22 protein-coding genes are annotated in these 15,393 nt (G+C 57.5%); 9 read left to right on the forward strand and 13 right to left on the reverse strand.

The features are described from left to right. The first annotated feature begins 81 nt into the window (after positions 1-81). The gene (locus tag AAIR21_RS20790) at positions 82-297 is read left to right on the forward strand and encodes a hypothetical protein (RefSeq protein WP_434682147.1); all 216 of its coding nucleotides are present in this window, start codon (positions 82-84) and stop codon (positions 295-297) included. Between the two features lie 45 nt (positions 298-342). Here AAIR21_RS20790 and AAIR21_RS20795 read toward each other — a convergent pair whose 3' ends face one another. Then, positions 343-687 carry a YcgJ family protein gene (locus tag AAIR21_RS20795; protein WP_434682150.1) on the reverse strand — a complete coding sequence of 115 codons (345 nt, stop codon included), beginning with the start codon at positions 685-687 and terminating at the stop codon, positions 343-345. A gap of 179 nt (positions 688-866) precedes the next feature. Here AAIR21_RS20795 and AAIR21_RS20800 point away from each other — a divergent pair, with 179 nt between their 5' ends. Further along, positions 867-1,433, forward strand: coding sequence for a C40 family peptidase (locus AAIR21_RS20800; protein WP_434682152.1), 567 nt, complete (start codon positions 867-869; stop codon positions 1,431-1,433). 38 nt (positions 1,434-1,471) lie between these two features. Then, positions 1,472-2,455, forward strand: coding sequence for a hypothetical protein (locus tag AAIR21_RS20805; RefSeq protein WP_046899089.1), 984 nt, complete (start codon positions 1,472-1,474; stop codon positions 2,453-2,455). A gap of 8 nt (positions 2,456-2,463) precedes the next feature. Here the strand turns inward: AAIR21_RS20805 and traI are convergent, their stop codons facing one another. After that, positions 2,464-4,431, reverse strand: coding sequence for a TraI/MobA(P) family conjugative relaxase (gene traI, locus AAIR21_RS20810; RefSeq protein WP_434682154.1), 1,968 nt, complete (start codon positions 4,429-4,431; stop codon positions 2,464-2,466). 7 nt (positions 4,432-4,438) lie between these two features. Next, positions 4,439-4,744: a plasmid mobilization protein MobA gene (gene mobA / locus AAIR21_RS20815; RefSeq protein ID WP_434682157.1), complete on the reverse strand. Its 306-nt coding sequence runs from the start codon at positions 4,742-4,744 to the stop codon at positions 4,439-4,441. A 209-nt stretch (positions 4,745-4,953) separates the two neighbouring features. On the opposite strand from mobA, the gene AAIR21_RS20820 reads away from it, so the two are divergent. Next, complete coding sequence (locus AAIR21_RS20820) at positions 4,954-5,319, forward strand: mobilization protein MobC (protein ID WP_434682160.1); 366 nt, start codon at positions 4,954-4,956, stop codon at positions 5,317-5,319. Between the two features lie 160 nt (positions 5,320-5,479). On the opposite strand, the gene AAIR21_RS20825 is transcribed toward AAIR21_RS20820, so the two are convergent. From AAIR21_RS20825 to AAIR21_RS20840, 4 genes are all read right to left on the reverse strand, one after another. Next, positions 5,480-6,295, reverse strand: a complete 816-nt coding sequence (locus AAIR21_RS20825) for a DUF932 domain-containing protein (RefSeq protein WP_434682202.1) — start codon at positions 6,293-6,295, stop codon at positions 5,480-5,482. Between the two features lie 397 nt (positions 6,296-6,692). Next, the gene (locus AAIR21_RS20830) at positions 6,693-7,259 is read right to left on the reverse strand and encodes a DUF5983 family protein (protein WP_434682162.1); all 567 of its coding nucleotides are present in this window, start codon (positions 7,257-7,259) and stop codon (positions 6,693-6,695) included. A gap of 107 nt (positions 7,260-7,366) precedes the next feature. Next, the gene (locus tag AAIR21_RS20835) at positions 7,367-7,513 is read right to left on the reverse strand and encodes a hypothetical protein (protein ID WP_046899092.1); all 147 of its coding nucleotides are present in this window, start codon (positions 7,511-7,513) and stop codon (positions 7,367-7,369) included. An 83-nt stretch (positions 7,514-7,596) separates the two neighbouring features. Then, entirely contained in the window at positions 7,597-8,037 is a 441-nt protein-coding gene (locus tag AAIR21_RS20840; protein ID WP_052759972.1) for a hypothetical protein, read from the reverse strand. A gap of 508 nt (positions 8,038-8,545) precedes the next feature. Between AAIR21_RS20840 and AAIR21_RS20845 the strand changes: the two genes are divergently transcribed. The 3 genes from AAIR21_RS20845 to AAIR21_RS20855 all read left to right on the forward strand — a co-directional run bounded on the left by AAIR21_RS20845 (position 8,546) and on the right by AAIR21_RS20855 (position 9,679). Then, positions 8,546-8,818 carry a helix-turn-helix domain-containing protein gene (locus tag AAIR21_RS20845; protein ID WP_046899093.1) on the forward strand — a complete coding sequence of 91 codons (273 nt, stop codon included), beginning with the start codon at positions 8,546-8,548 and terminating at the stop codon, positions 8,816-8,818. A 167-nt stretch (positions 8,819-8,985) separates the two neighbouring features. Then, positions 8,986-9,333, forward strand: coding sequence for a type II toxin-antitoxin system RelE/ParE family toxin (locus tag AAIR21_RS20850; protein WP_046899094.1), 348 nt, complete (start codon positions 8,986-8,988; stop codon positions 9,331-9,333). Positions 9,334-9,397: 64 nt separating this feature from the next. Then, positions 9,398-9,679 carry a DNA-binding protein gene (locus tag AAIR21_RS20855; protein WP_434682204.1) on the forward strand — a complete coding sequence of 94 codons (282 nt, stop codon included), beginning with the start codon at positions 9,398-9,400 and terminating at the stop codon, positions 9,677-9,679. 225 nt (positions 9,680-9,904) lie between these two features. Here the strand turns inward: AAIR21_RS20855 and AAIR21_RS20860 are convergent, their stop codons facing one another. The 6 genes from AAIR21_RS20860 to AAIR21_RS20885 all read right to left on the reverse strand — a co-directional run bounded on the left by AAIR21_RS20860 (position 9,905) and on the right by AAIR21_RS20885 (position 13,772). Further along, positions 9,905-10,048, reverse strand: a complete 144-nt coding sequence (locus AAIR21_RS20860) for a hypothetical protein (protein WP_434682165.1) — start codon at positions 10,046-10,048, stop codon at positions 9,905-9,907. 1 nt (position 10,049) lies between these two features. Next, positions 10,050-10,409: a hypothetical protein gene (locus AAIR21_RS20865; protein WP_434682208.1), complete on the reverse strand. Its 360-nt coding sequence runs from the start codon at positions 10,407-10,409 to the stop codon at positions 10,050-10,052. A gap of 51 nt (positions 10,410-10,460) precedes the next feature. Then, positions 10,461-10,952, reverse strand: coding sequence for an antirestriction protein (locus AAIR21_RS20870; protein WP_434682168.1), 492 nt, complete (start codon positions 10,950-10,952; stop codon positions 10,461-10,463). A 446-nt stretch (positions 10,953-11,398) separates the two neighbouring features. Continuing rightward, positions 11,399-12,316 carry a DUF1281 domain-containing protein gene (locus AAIR21_RS20875; protein ID WP_046899098.1) on the reverse strand — a complete coding sequence of 306 codons (918 nt, stop codon included), beginning with the start codon at positions 12,314-12,316 and terminating at the stop codon, positions 11,399-11,401. 453 nt (positions 12,317-12,769) lie between these two features. After that, positions 12,770-13,003 (reverse strand): hypothetical protein, encoded by a 234-nt coding sequence (locus tag AAIR21_RS20880; RefSeq protein WP_434682172.1) that lies wholly within the window; start codon positions 13,001-13,003, stop codon positions 12,770-12,772. 58 nt (positions 13,004-13,061) lie between these two features. Then, positions 13,062-13,772, reverse strand: coding sequence for an N-6 DNA methylase (locus tag AAIR21_RS20885; RefSeq protein ID WP_434682174.1), 711 nt, complete (start codon positions 13,770-13,772; stop codon positions 13,062-13,064). Positions 13,773-14,344: 572 nt separating this feature from the next. Between AAIR21_RS20885 and AAIR21_RS20890 the strand changes: the two genes are divergently transcribed. Beyond that, positions 14,345-14,998, forward strand: a complete 654-nt coding sequence (locus tag AAIR21_RS20890; protein ID WP_323839653.1) for an AAA family ATPase — start codon at positions 14,345-14,347, stop codon at positions 14,996-14,998. Between the two features lie 47 nt (positions 14,999-15,045). Further along, entirely contained in the window at positions 15,046-15,330 is a 285-nt protein-coding gene (locus tag AAIR21_RS20895; protein WP_023321974.1) for a ribbon-helix-helix domain-containing protein, read from the forward strand. Positions 15,331-15,393 lie beyond the last annotated feature (63 nt).

The following is a 15,393-nucleotide window of genomic DNA, read 5'->3' on the forward strand; positions in this document are numbered from 1 at the left end:
TTTCCGCGCGGCAACCTTGCGTCAGAAAGAGAAAACCCCCGCACGTTGCGATGTTTAGCAGGCAACCAGCGGGGGTGTTCCATGTACCTAGACCATACAAGGATAGCCGCCAGCGTTTGCCATTTCAAGCAGGACGGCGGAATGGATTTTCTGAAGGCCGTGTTACTGGCGATCCTGATCCACATCCTCGCACCTCTTGTGGTGCATTATGTGGAGACGAATCTGACTATTAGCAGCGCTTACGAAGCGCAGAACGGCAGAGGAGAGACCGGCGACGTCCGACGCCTGAAGGGGTGACGTTGCACCTGAAGAAGGCCCCGCATTCGTGCGGGGCTTTTTTTTTCATTTGTGGCCAAAAATCTGCTGCGTCATTTTACTCTCGCGCTTGTCCGGCGTGTGCGGGGAATTGTCGGACTTATAACACTGCATTTCCTGGGTATCGCAGTGCACGCCGTTGCTGAACGTATATTCCGTCAGGTTCACGTCATCACCCAGCGTTGTCTGCAGCTTGTCCTCTGCCGCCTTCCCCAGATACAGCTCCGTCAGCCCCATGGCAATCCCCTGATTATCCACGCAGAACCCCGCCTTTTTATCGCACACCACGCCACGGCTCGGTGACGTGATATCCGCCGCCAGGGTGCCGGCCGATACGCCCAGTAATGCCACCATCACGATCAGCTTTTTCATCCATTATCTCCTTCAACTGAATACAGGCCGTCGATACCGGCCATCTGACGCGATCGTTATCACGGGAGCCGGGCGACCACAATTTCTGCGTCACAGCCGACATAAACCACCCGCTGCGCTTTACAGCCCCGTACTGCCGTCCCGATGAATAATAAGGTTATTCATTCGAGGTTATCGCCATGTCCCGACATCGTCGTTCACTGCTGCTGTTGCTGATGCTGGGTTACCAGACCTCCGCCCTGGCGTCACCGGCCCATTACACCAGGCACCCGCCCGTCCCGGCGCACCACCGCAAAACAAAATCTGTCCGGCGAACTGCCAGGCCGCACCGCATCCCGGCCCCCTCTCCCCGCACGCGTGTCGTAAATACACTCATGGCACAACTGGGTAAACCCTACCGCTGGGGAGGTACCTCTCCGGAAACCGGATTCGACTGCAGCGGACTGGTCTGGTACGCCTGGCAGAAGGATTTTAACGTCAGGCTCCCGCGAACCGCTGAGGGCATGTACGCCATGTCGCAGGCGCATCCTGTGCAGTTTCAGCACCTGGAGCCCGGCGATATGGTTTTCTTCTCGATGGAGGGGGAAAAGGTCGATCACGTCGGCGTGTATGTCGGCAACGGGCACTTCATTGAAGCGCCGCATTCGGGGGAGAATGTCAAGATTGTCAGTCTTGAGAAGGATAACTACCGCAGGCACTACCAGGGGGCCCGGCGACTGCTGACGCCCGAACAAATCAGCAGTTGATGGTAACAGACAGCGCATCACGTCCATGAATAGCAACAATGTATCAAAAACCCCGGCAGCACGCCGGAACCCCCAACGACCAGATCCGTCGTTATCACTCACGCGAGGACAAACAGATGATTCCATTCAAATGGGAACCCGGTACAAAAATGACGTTTACAGCAGAGCATGGCTCACAGGTTTTGCAGGAGGGAGACTATTCTTTAAGCGCTAACGGAAGTTTTACCATGGAGGCGCCGGGTGAAACCTTATTGCTGCGCAATGCCACATCCCTGGGTGAGGAATTTATGAATATCAACGCCGGCCATTTGTCGTTTGAGGTGGCTGACCTTTCTGGGGAAGGAAATGAGATCAGCCTTACCGGTATCAATATTGGCGCGACAGGTAAAACAGCCTCACTTTCCATTTCAGACCGCCCTGAAGTCAGCGAGGCGACTCCACCACTACTATTGACGTCGACCATTGTCTTCGACCGGGATAAAATAATAGGATCTGAGGGCACCCTGAATTTTACCCAGTTTACTCCTGTTAGTCAGGGGTTTATTAGTGGTACCTGTAATCTGGCAGGAAACGCCGCCTTTAACTATATTTGCAGCAACAGCAAATACGGGGTGCACTGCGATGCTGCCTTAACGTTGTCTGGCTCGGCAAGACTGTTTATTGATACCAGTACATTATATGACGTTTCATTGAAGCTCTCGGGGTCATCTGCAGCAATTTTGTGCTGCGAAGCGCTGCCAAAAGTTCAGTCAATAGTCATTTCTGAAAATGCTTATCTTTATTGCGGTGGGCAGGGGAAAAAGAAATTCCAGTGTATCGCAGAAAAAGGAACATATACCCTGATGGGCTCTGGCGCCACGCTGGCACTGTCCGGCGTGACGTCCGATGAAAAAGAGATTGCCAGCGAAGAAGGCAGAAAATGGCTGGTCGATAACGCAATAGTAACAGCCATGTTGGGCCTCAACATAAAATACGACTGGACCACTCAGAGCGGAATAATGCTGATTACTTGTGGTTTTTAATTTATAAGTCAGTGCGGGCGGAATATTTTTCCGCCCGGTTTAGGCTCGGCATATTCAGGAGCAGCCTTACGTTCAACATCCGTCCTCTGGGAATCGGGAACCACATTCGCTACCGGAGCTGGGATCGGCTGCCCGTACCCCGCCATACTCCGTTGCTGAGGGTCCGTCAGCGGCAGCGGTTTATCACCGCCTTCGTTAAACCACGTTACCATACTGCAGGCCTCGCGCACGAACGCCGGCTCGCCGTCAAACACCAGATGTTCTCCGCTCTTGTGTTCCGCCAGCGCCATCGCTGCCGGAATGGTCTCACCGTCGTTAAGACGATAATCCCTCACCTCGATACGGCTGCCTTTATCTTGCAGCTGCACCACGCCGTCCTTCGCATACTGCACGGTGCCGTCTTTCATCACCGAGGTGCAGTAACCGTCCAGCGCAAATGCCGGCGTATCGTCGACCGTGGCACAGCGTATCCCGTTCTCCGACAGCGCGGCCGTTCTGTCCTTGCGCTTCATCCGGTAAGACCAGCCTCGCAGCTGCGCAATCGCCGCCTGATCGTGCTGCAGCGCCTGCTGCTCCACCCAGACCCGGTAAGGCATACGGCGGTTAGCCGGATCGGCACGGAAGGCATCACGCTCCGCTTTCAGCGTCAGACGCAGCGCCGCCATCGCCTTCATGCGCTCCACTTCAATAATGTGATACGTCAGCTTGCGCATCAGCGGATCGGACATCGTTATTCTGGCCCGCGCCTTCTGCCAGGCAAACTGTTTTGACAGGTTCTGATAACGCTGTTTCGCCGGCGTGCCATCCTGTTTCGGCTTCACCCAGGCAGATTTATAGGCCGCATAGCGGGCTTTTAAATCTTCGCGGGCTTCCGCACGGGACAGGCGACGTTCCAGGCGCGCCGTTAAATCCCGCGCATGCATCGTCGGCATATAGCAGTACATATGCACCAGAGCCTGAGGGTCCGGCGTGCACTCATCCTTCGTGTAATTTCCGGCCTCGCGCATCGGCAGGAACGGACCGAGATCCTTTTCCAGACAGCGCAGCGTCAGATCGGGATGCACGCTGCTGGCTTTCACCGGCGGCAGTTCCGGGTTATCAATGGCGTACACGGCCAGCCCTTTACCCTTCTCTTTCAGCTCCAGCCCTGCCGTCACAAATATCTTGTGTACATCACGCCAGCTCATCGCCGGATTGGCCATCGCCTCATCAATTTGCTGTGCGCATTCCACCACCGCGTAGGAGTGAAGACTCTCCACATCGGCGTAATATTCAAGCCCCTTTGCGCCCTGCGGTGCCGGATTAACGTCACGCCTGGCACGCACAATATCGCCCTGCTCATCCACCACGTAGAACCCGTTGGTGTGCGTCCACTGGTACTTCAGTTCAAGCTCGCGGGCGGTATGCTGGAGGCGAATTTTAGTAAAGGAATCGGCCGCCGTTTTGTACGTCACCGGGTGAATACGGTTGGCGGCAACATGGCAGTGAATGTTGTTGGTGTCGGTATGGATGGCTGCCACGTACTGGTGCTCTTCCATCCCCAGTGCCGCCAGCGTGTAGCGAACGCTCTCAAAAATCTGCTGCGTTGTGGGGGTGTCCGTCTCCGGCCAGGAGAGGAAATAATGCATCACCGGATCTTTGCAGCGGGTGTTCTGCAGGGCAACGGCATTCATCTCAACCGACGCCGTGGCGATGTTGAAGCAGTTGGTTTCACACATCACCCCGTCGAACATCACCTGAGTGTGACCGGCCGGATCGGTATGCAGGATTTCCTGAAGACTGGAGTCACCGTGACGGCTGATATAGTCAACGAGGTGGTTAAAGATTTCACCTTTTGAGCGGGGGCGACGCCAGCCGGGATGTTCAGGTTCAAGCGGCGTGTCAGGCTTGTCCTCATCGCGGACAACGGTATAGGCGACCAGCTGCAGAAAGCTGCTCCGGCCGTCACGGCGTTTTTCCGGGATGCGGATAATCATCTGTCGCTTACTCCAGTCCGGCCTTAAGAATGGCTTTCTGAATCGCCACCAGTACCTCCGAGTATTCTTTACTCAGCACGCCAGCGCCCTCTTTGAAAAGATGTTTCTGCAGACCGCCGAGACGGCGAAGCTCCATAATCAGCTCGGTGTCGCATTTGGATTTAATGCGACGACCCAGCGCACAGCGAAGCATAAATGCACCGGTACTGAGACCGGCGGCGTTCGCTTTTTCCTGAATGCTCACCTTCTCCTCCGGGAAGCACCGGATGCTCGGCAGCAGTGCGCTACGGTTGCGGCTTTCGCTCTTGCTCACGGTGTATTTTTCCCTTCCAGTCTCGTCATTCACAATCTCGCGGGGTGTCGGGGCTTCGCCCTGACCCGGATGTTTTGTGGAACCGACTGCGTGCAGGCGGTGCTACAAAACACATCTGGTCCCGTCTTTTCTGTCGGTATTCGTCTATTATGCCTCGCGGCGAATGATTTGTCATTACACCATGATGCAGTGCCACGGCTGGCGAATGGATGGCGGGTTTTGCTATGATGTCTCTCCAGATTATGCTGAAAGGAAAAGGAAAAATGGCGGCAGGCACGTTTTACACAAAAGAGCAGATTGAAGCGGCAAGGCTACAGCTGGAAGATCTGCCGGATTTGACGCAAACCCGGCTGACCGGAAAGGATGCTCTGGACAGCCTGAAAGCACAGATTGTTGAACTTTCGGTCAGAAAGGGATATTCGGTAAAAGACATTAAGTCGGCGCTGGAGTCCTGCCAGATTAGCGTCAGCGAGCGCGCCATTAAAGAGGCACTGAGCACAAAGAAAAAAGGAAATCGTCCGGGAAAAGCGCAGAAACCGTCGACACAAGGCGCAGCTGACACAACGCAGAAATGACAGACAGGTATCACGATGAGGTGACGGCTCGATGCCGTAGCCTCATCGCAGCAGACCGCCATAGCCGGAATGATGGTACCATCAGGCTGCCCCTGTTCGATGCAGGGTCAGCCTGAACGGGCGTAAACAGGGTGGTGGAATCCCTGCCACCACCTGCACATTATTTTTTCAGTGCTTTCATCTCTTCCGCCAGCGACCACAGCGCGTTATTGAGCTTCACGTCACCCGTGATACCGTTCACCGCACGGGTACGGGTGCGCTGACCTTTCGCCGTTCTTCCCGGCAGGCCGCCTTTAATCAGATTTTCCTGCACGCGCTGATAGGTTGACCACAGGTCGTTGCGGTCATCTTCGCGGCGGTGCGGCAGCAGGACCTGCTCTGTCGTCACCGGGATATGCGCATCGTATTTGTATTCCAGCGCATGGCGGGCGTAGAGGTGCTGTTCCTCGCGGTCAAGGGTGACAGCCTTCATTTCATCACGGGACGTCATCACTTTGTCAAAGAAGCCCAGCACTTCGTAAGCCCCTTCGATAACCCGGCCGACCACGTCGCCGACGTGTGGTACGCGAATATCGCCAAACGTCTCGCCGCAGACTAGACCATTATTGCAGACGAAGCGGAAGACGCCGGGGATCATCTGGTATGAACTGCTTCCGTCATGCGAGTTGAGCAAAATAATTTCCGGCACTTCGCCTTTGTCACGGAAGCTGTCACGACGCAGGCGCAGCATGTGGCGCGTATGCCCGCGACGGTCCTCCTCCTTTACCCGCGTCTGGCAGGCGTAAAATGGCTGGAATCCCTCTTCACGCAGTTTGTCCAGCAGGGTAATGGTCGGGATATACGTGTATCGCGCACTTCTTGACGCATGTTTGGCCTCAGAGAAAACGCTGGGTACGACGGTCATCAGCTCATCATTGGTTAACGGGCGCTCTTTACGGATAACGTTGCTCTGACGAAAACCACGGTACATACGCATCATAGTATTGCTCCTTCCGGCTTCTTTCTGGTGTCAACCCTTTACGGGGCAGGTTTCGCGCGGCGTGTCCGACGCTGTGACACCCGAGCCGCAGGTATCATCAGCACAGAAAACAAGGGCGCACGCGAAGACGCAGCGCAAGCGGGCGACCGGAGGGAGAACGTGCGAACGTGTGAGCGGGCGGCGAAGCTTACCTTGTTTTGTGGGCGATACCTGCGAGCGTCAGTCACAGCGAAGGTCATGCCACCGTGCACCGGACGTCAGGGATGACACCAGAAAAGAAGCCGGTTTACCGGCTTTCCTCAGCGGCCGCTACCGGCGGCCAGTGACAGCGGCGCAGGCGTCAGCCTGCCGCAAGCGCACAGGGGAGAAGCCCGGCGAAACGCCGGGCGGCGGGCTACCAGTCGAACGTCTCGGCTGGCGCCAGTTCTTCGCCCACCTGAGAAAAGTGGATCATGCTGATACGCATCTGTTTCATGGCCTGTACAATCAGCCTGCGCGCAGCGCGGGACAACCCGAAGCGCTTCAGAAGCAACACCGGGTGCGTTCTCGCATCCAGACGAATGAGAAAGCCAACGCCGGAATCCATGATCCATTCACCCTCGAATTTTTCCCGGCTCAGCTCCGCCAGAAGCTCACCGTCGGCACGGGTCATATGCGCAGTACTGCACTCCAGCACCGGACAGACGGCCCGCCGGGGCAGCGTGACGCATTTGCCCCATCCCAGCGCATCCACCACATCATGCCAGGTCCATTCCTCAGCATCGGGGACGGGCAGGGTCAGCAGGCGAAACGGCACGCCCGTCACCGCCGCCAGACGTTCACCCGTCGCAGTCACGGACGCATCACCGGCTCCGGCATCAGCGCAGGCAATGCACTCTCCGTGCAGGTAAATCGCTTCATCCCCGTTGGCAAGGCGGATGGCGGTCACGCCGTAAGGCGCATTCAGCGTTATGGTTTTCATGGTTGTCTCCGTGGTCTCAGGTCTTGCCGTTCTGGCGTCGTCCGGCTCAATGCCGGAGGACGCCAGCCGCGCAGCAGGCCGCCCGGTCGGGGCGGCGCTTCTTCACATCACGCCAGTCCCAGCCCGGCATAAACGAGGGTCATAAACTGCTGCCAGTATTCCAGCTTCAGCGCCGGAACGCGGGCGCGGCGACCGGTACGCAGGGCATTTACAAACGCGTGGGCCTGTGCGACGATTTGCGGGTCAAATATCATGAGTCAGTCTCCATCGGGTTATGATAAGGACGGTGCCCTTCACTGCACCGCCCGGTAAACGAGCAGGGTCTCCCCCTGCTTTTTTATTGCCCTTCCCCGTCGATAAAAGCCTTCACCCGTCCGATGATGGCCTGATGCGTCAGCGTCACCCGGTCGCGCAGTTCGAAAAAGCGCGCGCCGTACTGCGCAAAAATGGCGGTCACGTTGCCGCAGTACATTTCCGCCAGCTTGAAGCTCTGCGACCCGCCGGACTCGTTAAAGTGCCAGTCCAGCGGCGGCAGCACTTCCAGCATGTCGTGATAGCGCGCCGCGCTGATTTCCGTCACCGGGCTGATAAAGCTGTCGCTGTAGCGCTGGTACGCTTCGTCAGCCGGGATAAGCTCAAACCGCTCGCCCCCGGCATTCAGCTGCGCCAGCGTCCAGCCGGACGCATCCGGGCAGGCGCGGTAGATACCGTCAACCAGAAACGCCTCACGCCACTCCGCGCGTGATGCCTCTTTTTCCCAGAAAACCATATTGCTCATCACATTCTCCTCTCGGGGTTACGCCCTGCGGCTTCTTTCCGGTGTGCCTTTCCCCTTCTTCGCCAGGCGGGGAGCACGTTGCTGTGACACCAGACCGCCCCGTTCCATCGGGGACGAAAACAGGGGCGCTGCCGGAGGCCGCAGCGCAAGCGACCGAAGGGAGTGCGAACGGGTGAGGACAGCGGGCTTTAGCCTTCCCTTGTTTTCGGACCGGAACGGGGCAGCGTCCGTCACAGCAAAAGTGCACACCGCCGACAGGAGGCGACGGCGGCACCCGGAAAGAAGCCGGTTCACCGGCTTTCCTCAGCGGCCGCCACCGGCGGCCAGTCAAAAGCGGCGCTGCCGGCACGGCAGCTGCACGCGCGGGGGGAGTCAGGTCAGGATGCGGAGAAGAGGTAAAACACGCGAAAATAACCAGACATAAAAAAGTGTAGTTTCTGCACTTTTCTTTACTCTAAATAGCAACGTAAAATAAGTGCAGTTTCTGCACTTTTTTAGCGTGGTATAAATGACCGGATATGACCTGAGATTATGGCGGATTGGTCTTGGCTGGAGCCGGGAACGGGCGGCGGAGGAACTGGGCGTCAGTCTGCGGACCTGGAAGGATTATGAGAATGCGCCACGGATAAAGCGCACCGTTGAGCTCGCCACCGTCGCCCTCTCCGTACACGATATGCTGCCCCGTTTTCAGGAGCGGCAGGTCAGCAAACAGCGGATGACGGACATGCTGAAGGCCGTCACGGCCGATGCCCTGCCCCGCAGGCCACAGACGACGCTCTGACGGGAACGCGCTCGATGCGCGGGCTCGTCAGCCGGGGGAGAAGACTCGCGCCCCGCGCATCCTCAGAAATTTGTCACACATAAATACGTCACTTTAAAGAGACAAAACTTGCCTTTTCGTCACTTTTAAGAGACAATGAAGTACATTAAGGAAGTGAGGGCACAGGGGTGTACAAATCTCAGTTCTATCAGGACCAGAGCGGAAAACAGCCATTTAAGGAATGGCTGGACAAACTCCAGCAGAAAGATCGGATCGCCGCCGCGAAGATCGATACGCGGATAGACCGCGCCGAAACGGGAAACTTTGGCGATCACAAGTTTGAACGGGAAGGCGTCTGGGAATTACGAATAGACTACGGGCCGGGATACCGCGTCTATTACTCAATGGAAGATGGCCAGATTATTCTCCTGCTCATCGGTGGCAGTAAAAAAACGCAAGCCGCTGATTTAGATAAGGCCGTTAACTACCTCAAAGACTTTAAAGCGAGGGCGAAACAGAATGACAGTAACAGCTAAAAAGACAGCCACTGGCGACGTCGCCGCAGCAGAATATGCGCCAGCGGCTGACCGTGACAAACTCATGATAGAGAAGTTACGCGCCGATCCTGAATATGCCGATATATACCTGAAAAACGCGCTCGAAGAAATTAACGAGCTGGGTGGTCTGGGGGGATTCCTGATCGCATTACGTCGCGTACTGGAGGCTCGCGGGGGGATCACCGAAGCCGCGAAAAAATCCGGTCTGGCGCGTCAGAGCATCTACCGGGCATTGTCTGAAAACGGCAATCCCACACTCTCAACGCTGGCACAACTTGCCGCCGTGGCGGGCCTGCAACTTACCTTCAGCAAGATGCAGCACTAAGAAAAAGACACCCGCAAAGCGGGTGTCTTTCATCTCAGCATCCGGTACGCGGGCACATCAGTCGTCACCGCGCTCTTCCCCGTGGTGCATCGCCTCTACGTTCAGCACCCCGGCAAAATCAATATCCAGCCTGTCGCACAGGTGCATCAGGTCCGTCACCAGATCCACCATGAGGGTATCGGCAGCTCGCTTAAAACTGCCAGTTTTACCCCAGGTGGGTCCGAATTACATTGGTATGTGGGTCATTTTTACATCGGTACTAACAGCCAGCGCCGATCGTTCAGCATTATCCGGCTCACCGCCGGAATAGCCCTCCCCCTCACTCACCACCGCAACCAACTCCCGGATGCCTGCCACCACCTCCGTCATCTCAGCGGCCTCCCTGTTCGTTATTCCACCACATAACCAGTGACTGCAAAAACGCTTCCTGCTGCGGGTGGGTCATCGCCCCGTTCATCAGCACGCGGGCAAACCAGTCCCCGTCCTTCAGCAGCGCATAGTCGTTGGCCTCGCCCTGCGCGCGCAGGTGAAGGAGCCCGCCGCCTGCCGTCTCTTCCGGGTTGAGGGCATGTCTGAGCATCGCCAGCGCCGCCTCCACGCAGGGCAGCAGCATCGCCGAATCGGTCCCGGCCTCGGGGTTGTCAAAACACAGCTCAGTTTCACAGGCGATGTTGTCTTCCAGCCAGCTCGCCAGAATCTCCAGCCCCTGCACCACCGTTAATGTACGCATCTTATGTTGTCTCCGGGTTCAGGTCCGGGCCGTTCGCCCGGACGGTTGATATCAGTCAATGGCGCGAAAAATCAGGCTGGCTTCCGGGTGGCGCACAATGCTCACGTAGTCCTTCAGCGCGTCCTGACGGTCGACCAGCCCCTGACAGGTCAGCGCGTACTCGCGCCCCATCGCCGGGGCTTTCCAGGCCAGACGGTTCAGGACAAACAGCGTGCCGATAATCCCCGCCGCCTCCGCCGAGACCGTCCCCTCAAAATAATTTCCCGGAAGGGTCAGTCGGTAGTCCCCCTCAGGCGGGGTGATGTATCCGGCCGGGCGGGTGGTCATCTCCGTCCAGCCCCCGACGTGGCCGCTGAGCCCGCGCGGCACCTCCCGGTAACGCCACAGGCCACCGTCGTAGTGGCTGTACTGATGCAGAAAATTCGCCACCATCGTGTCACCGAGCGGGGTGGCAAACAGGCGCGGGATAAAGCGCAGGCGACGGCGGGCGTCGGTGATTTCGGTGCGCGTGACTGGCGCAGCGGGAGTCGTCAGCGTGGTCATAGTGGCCTCCTTCGGCTTCTTTCGGTGTGCCCTTACCCTTCTTCGCCGGGCGGGGAGCACGTTGCTGTGACACCAGACCGCCCCGTTCCATCGGGGACGAAAACAGGGGCGCTGCCGGAGGCCGCAGCGCAAGCGACCGCAGGGCGTGCGAACGGGTGAGGACAGCGGGCTTTAGCCTTCCCTTGTTTTCGGACCGGAACGGGGCAGCGTCCGTCACAGCAAAAGTGCACACCGCCGACAGGAGGCGACGGCGGCACCCGGAAAGAAGCCGGTTCACCGGCTTTCCTCAGCGGCCGCCACCGGCGGCCAGTCAAAAGCGGCGCTGCCGGCACGGCAGCTGCACGCGCAGAGGTTGTCCACAACCGCCGTGCACAGGTTCGTCAGCAGGCTGTGGATAAATCGCCGCAGGACGCGGCACTCACGCCGCGCCCTGACCTGCTTATTATTTAGCCGCCGTAGTGCGGCACATTGCCGACCAGCCACGACGGGCCCGACACCTCGCAGTAGCCGTATTCGTCCTCCTCATCATCGTACTCCAGCGAGTCCTCAATGCTCTCCGTCAGCCCGCCGGATTCATAGCGGCGGTAGCCGCAGTAATCACACCCCGCTTCGCTGTAGTAATGCTCCACCGTCGCGCCCCAGCGGATGGACAGGGCTGCCAGCACCGCCTCTGACGGCGGCGACCACGCCGTATCCACATCGATACGCAGGCCGCCACTCTCGCGCACCATCGCCGGATTGCAGTCCGACGGCCATTTGGTCCCGTAATAGTCGGTATAGAAGTGGTATGTACTGAGCACCCCGGTCAGCAGCTTGCCGTTAAAGCCGTTGATTTCGCAGGCCAGCCGCGTCGGCAGGATCATCCGCAGGTCGAAGGGTTCCCCCTCCGGCTCAGTCGCCATGCCGTCAAACATCGCCGCATCGCTGACCGGCGACAACCACGCGCCGCCCCAGTCGTGGCGCTTTTGCTGCATCACCCCGCTGATGGCCGCCTGTTCGTCTGCCGTCAGCGCGTCCCACGTCAGGGCGGCCAGCCCGCAGTCCTGATAGCAGCGGTCAATGGCGGTACAGGTCGCCTCATCCAGCCAGGCGTTGGCCTGCAGCAGCGTCAGCCACTCACCAAACGCGCGGGAGGCCACCGGGTCATCCCCGGCACCGTGCGCCGTCAGCGCCGGGTACGGGGCATAATGCACCGCCCCCACCGGTTTAAGGCGCCCCGCCACGCCGGCAAGAAACAGGCGGATACTCTGCCGTATTGCCCGGCGGTAATACGGAAACGACTGCCCGGTTGCCCATGCTTCGAGAGCGTCCAGCTGACAGGCTGGCGCCACACACTGAATACGATTAGCACACCAGTTCGGCATGATTTTTCTCCTGAGTTAAGGTTGTTTCGGTTCCGGCTGTCGCCGTGACCGGGAAACAACCCGGGAGAAAAGCGTGGAAAACAGGGCACCGTCGCAGGCCGCATGCGCAAGGGCTTTCCGGGCTGAATGCGCCGGAAAGCCTGCGAACGGGCGAGGACGGTAACGCCAGTGGGCCTTGTAGGCCACGCGGCCCGGGTTAGTGTACAGGGCACGGCGTCAGCCGCTCCCGCACGGACCACTTTCCCCCGCCGGAACGGCGGTCAGCCGGTGACCGGCACGGTCACATCCTTATTCCGCCGACCGTTGCCGGCAGCCATGCCGGCGGCGGCCGGCCACAAAACCGGGGCCGCCAGGTGCCCCCACCCGTTCAGACACGCCGGAAGCAGTGCGCCACTCTGCCATCGCCGCCCGGGCTTCGTCGGTGCCCGACCGTCACCGACGGCGGGCCGTCTGTTACGGAGGCGGTGAAAAATCACCGCAGTGCCGGCAGTAACCGTCCGCATCCTGCTGACCGGGCCAGCGGGCAGCGTCATGGCGACGGCACAGACTGCCGTCGCCCGGGTGGTACATCAGGTGGCGACACCAGGCGCACAGGTCGTCGTCGGAGATGGAGCGGGTAAAGATCCTCAGCGCCACCGGCGGCACGACGAACGGGGCGGTACGGGTAAAATCAGGGGGACATGACATAACAATAACCTCAGCGTAAAGGCACCCGGAGCCCCGGGTGCCGGGGGGACGGGGTGACTCAGAACGGATGACGATGCAGGCGCTGCTCCCAGCCGCCCAGATACCAGAACGGCGTGCGGAACACCCGGCGGGCGTCCAGGGTCAGGGAATTGCCGGTGATCACCTCGGCGGGGATCCCCAGATACGACAGCTGCAGATAACACATCTGCGCGGCGGTGGCGTCGATATCCGTGCAGCGGGCAAACAGCGTCTGCTGCGGGTTAATCCCCTGCTCCGTCAGCGCCTGTGCAAACGCAATGACCATGCTGCCGGCACCGGCGGCAGACTCATCGAGCGTAATAAAGGGCTGCAGCTCCAGCTGCTGCACCACGTCCTGCACGGTGACCCGCGCCATCAGCTGCGACAGGCTGAAGGGGGTAAAAAACTGCCCCATGTGCGCCGAACCGATCTCCAGATCCATAAAAATCTCACCGAGAAAATCCCCGGGGCGGCTGTCCAGCGCGCAGACCAGACAGCCCAGCAGCTGCGCCATCCGGCGCATGTCCTCCGGCTGATAGCGCCCGGCGGTCGCCAGATACTCCTTTTCCAGCGCGGGGCATCGCAGAAAGGCGTTCTGTACGGCAAGCGCCCCCAGGGCGGTGAAGTCCCGGAAAACCTCATGCCGGTGGTGGTAGCGCGCGGTGTCGCTGAACAGCCGGGTGAACGTCCGGCGGTAGTGGTCGTAGTCATGATGGCCGGCGGCGGTGAGCGTGGGAGTCAGTGACGTCATTCTGGTGTTCCTTCCTTTCCGGCGGTCTGCGGAGTGCTCCCGCCATACCGCGAAGGCCGCCACGGGCCTGAAGGAAAAAATCCAGCTCCGGCAGCAAGGCCGCAGCGCAAATGACTGACCAGGGGGAAGGCATGCGAACGGGCGCCGCGCCGGCGGCTTGAATTTTTCCGGCACGGGGCGACAGTTCAGCGGGGCGGCAGCACCTGCAGACCGCCGGAGGAGGCGCACGCAAAGCCCTTTTCGCCACCATCAGGACCGCCTGCTACGGGTTAGGCGCGCAGAATGTGGCGGGGGAATACAGAACGGCCGGCCACCACTTATGCGACGAACCTCCCGGAGTCATTTCTTTTAGTGCGTCTGAGTTTTCCCCTCACTTCAGCACATGCTGACGAACAAGTTCACGAAAACCATCATTAAACCATCATCAAACCATCACAATAAAATTAATTTAATATCAAAACAACATCACATAAATATTGTTTAGATATCAAAACAATCTAACTTAGACTTGACGTCAATGAGCTTTACCCACTACTATGTTGATAGTTTTTTAATATTAAAAAGAGATTAAAATGATTCTAACAATCGCAAATACGAAAGGAGGAGTAGGTAAATCTACTCTCGCGGTTAACATCGCCGTCGCAAGGGCTCGACAAGGCAGGAAAATATGGTTAGTTGATGGTGATAAACAGGGTTCATCACAAACAGCTATTTTGGTTCGTTCAGAAGACGGGGTTGAACCAGGCATTGCTTGCTCGCATTACCCAGAAGGCCCGGTGTTAAGGAGCCAGGTTCTCCAACAGAAAGATAACTTTGACGATATCATCATCGAATGTGGAGGCCGTGATTCGACTGCTATGAGGGCAGCTCTGACAATCACAGACGTCCTTTTAGTTCCTTCAGCACCTGGAAGTTTCGAAGCCTGGGCCATGGATGCCAACGCCGATCTAATCAAAGAAGCGCGAAGTATCAGAGATGGATTGGTCTGTTATTCGCTTTTGAACAAAGCAGATACCCAAGCCAGATCCTCCGACAACAGAGATATGCTGGAAATGATGGAAGAGTACAAAGAGGATATCCCAATCCTAGATAAAATCATCTATCAAAGAAAAGTTTACGCCAATGCTGCAGGCAGTGGGAGAACCGTAAGTGAGCTGAAATTACGTTCGCATGAAAAGATTGCAGTGCAAGAGTTAGATGCTCTCATATCAATACTATTTAAATAGTTAAATGCAATTATAATGATATTAAAATAATATTTAGGTGATATGAAATGGCAATTCAAAAAAAACCCAAAACCCAACCACCTGTTTCAAAGAATGATGCAGTAGAGAACTTCATAAACTCAGCCCCTGATGCAAAAGTTCCCGCTTCGAAGGGAGTGGTTAAAGGAAAAAAACAGCAGATCACAATCACAATGGACCCTGAACTGATTCAGCGTATTGACGAAGCTGCTGCAGAGAACGGGCAATCGCGAGCTGCATTCATTAATATGTCTTGCATCAACATACTGGACTATGGTTTGCAAATTGCGGGCAAGAAGAAAATAAGCGAGTAAGTAATATCAAAAACCAATCAAAACAATATCCACTTGATGTTGTTTTAATATCAAAACAACATC

It is taken from the genome of Enterobacter sp. PTB (assembly GCF_051130085.1).
Classification (GTDB): Bacteria; Pseudomonadota; Gammaproteobacteria; order Enterobacterales; family Enterobacteriaceae; genus Enterobacter; species Enterobacter ludwigii.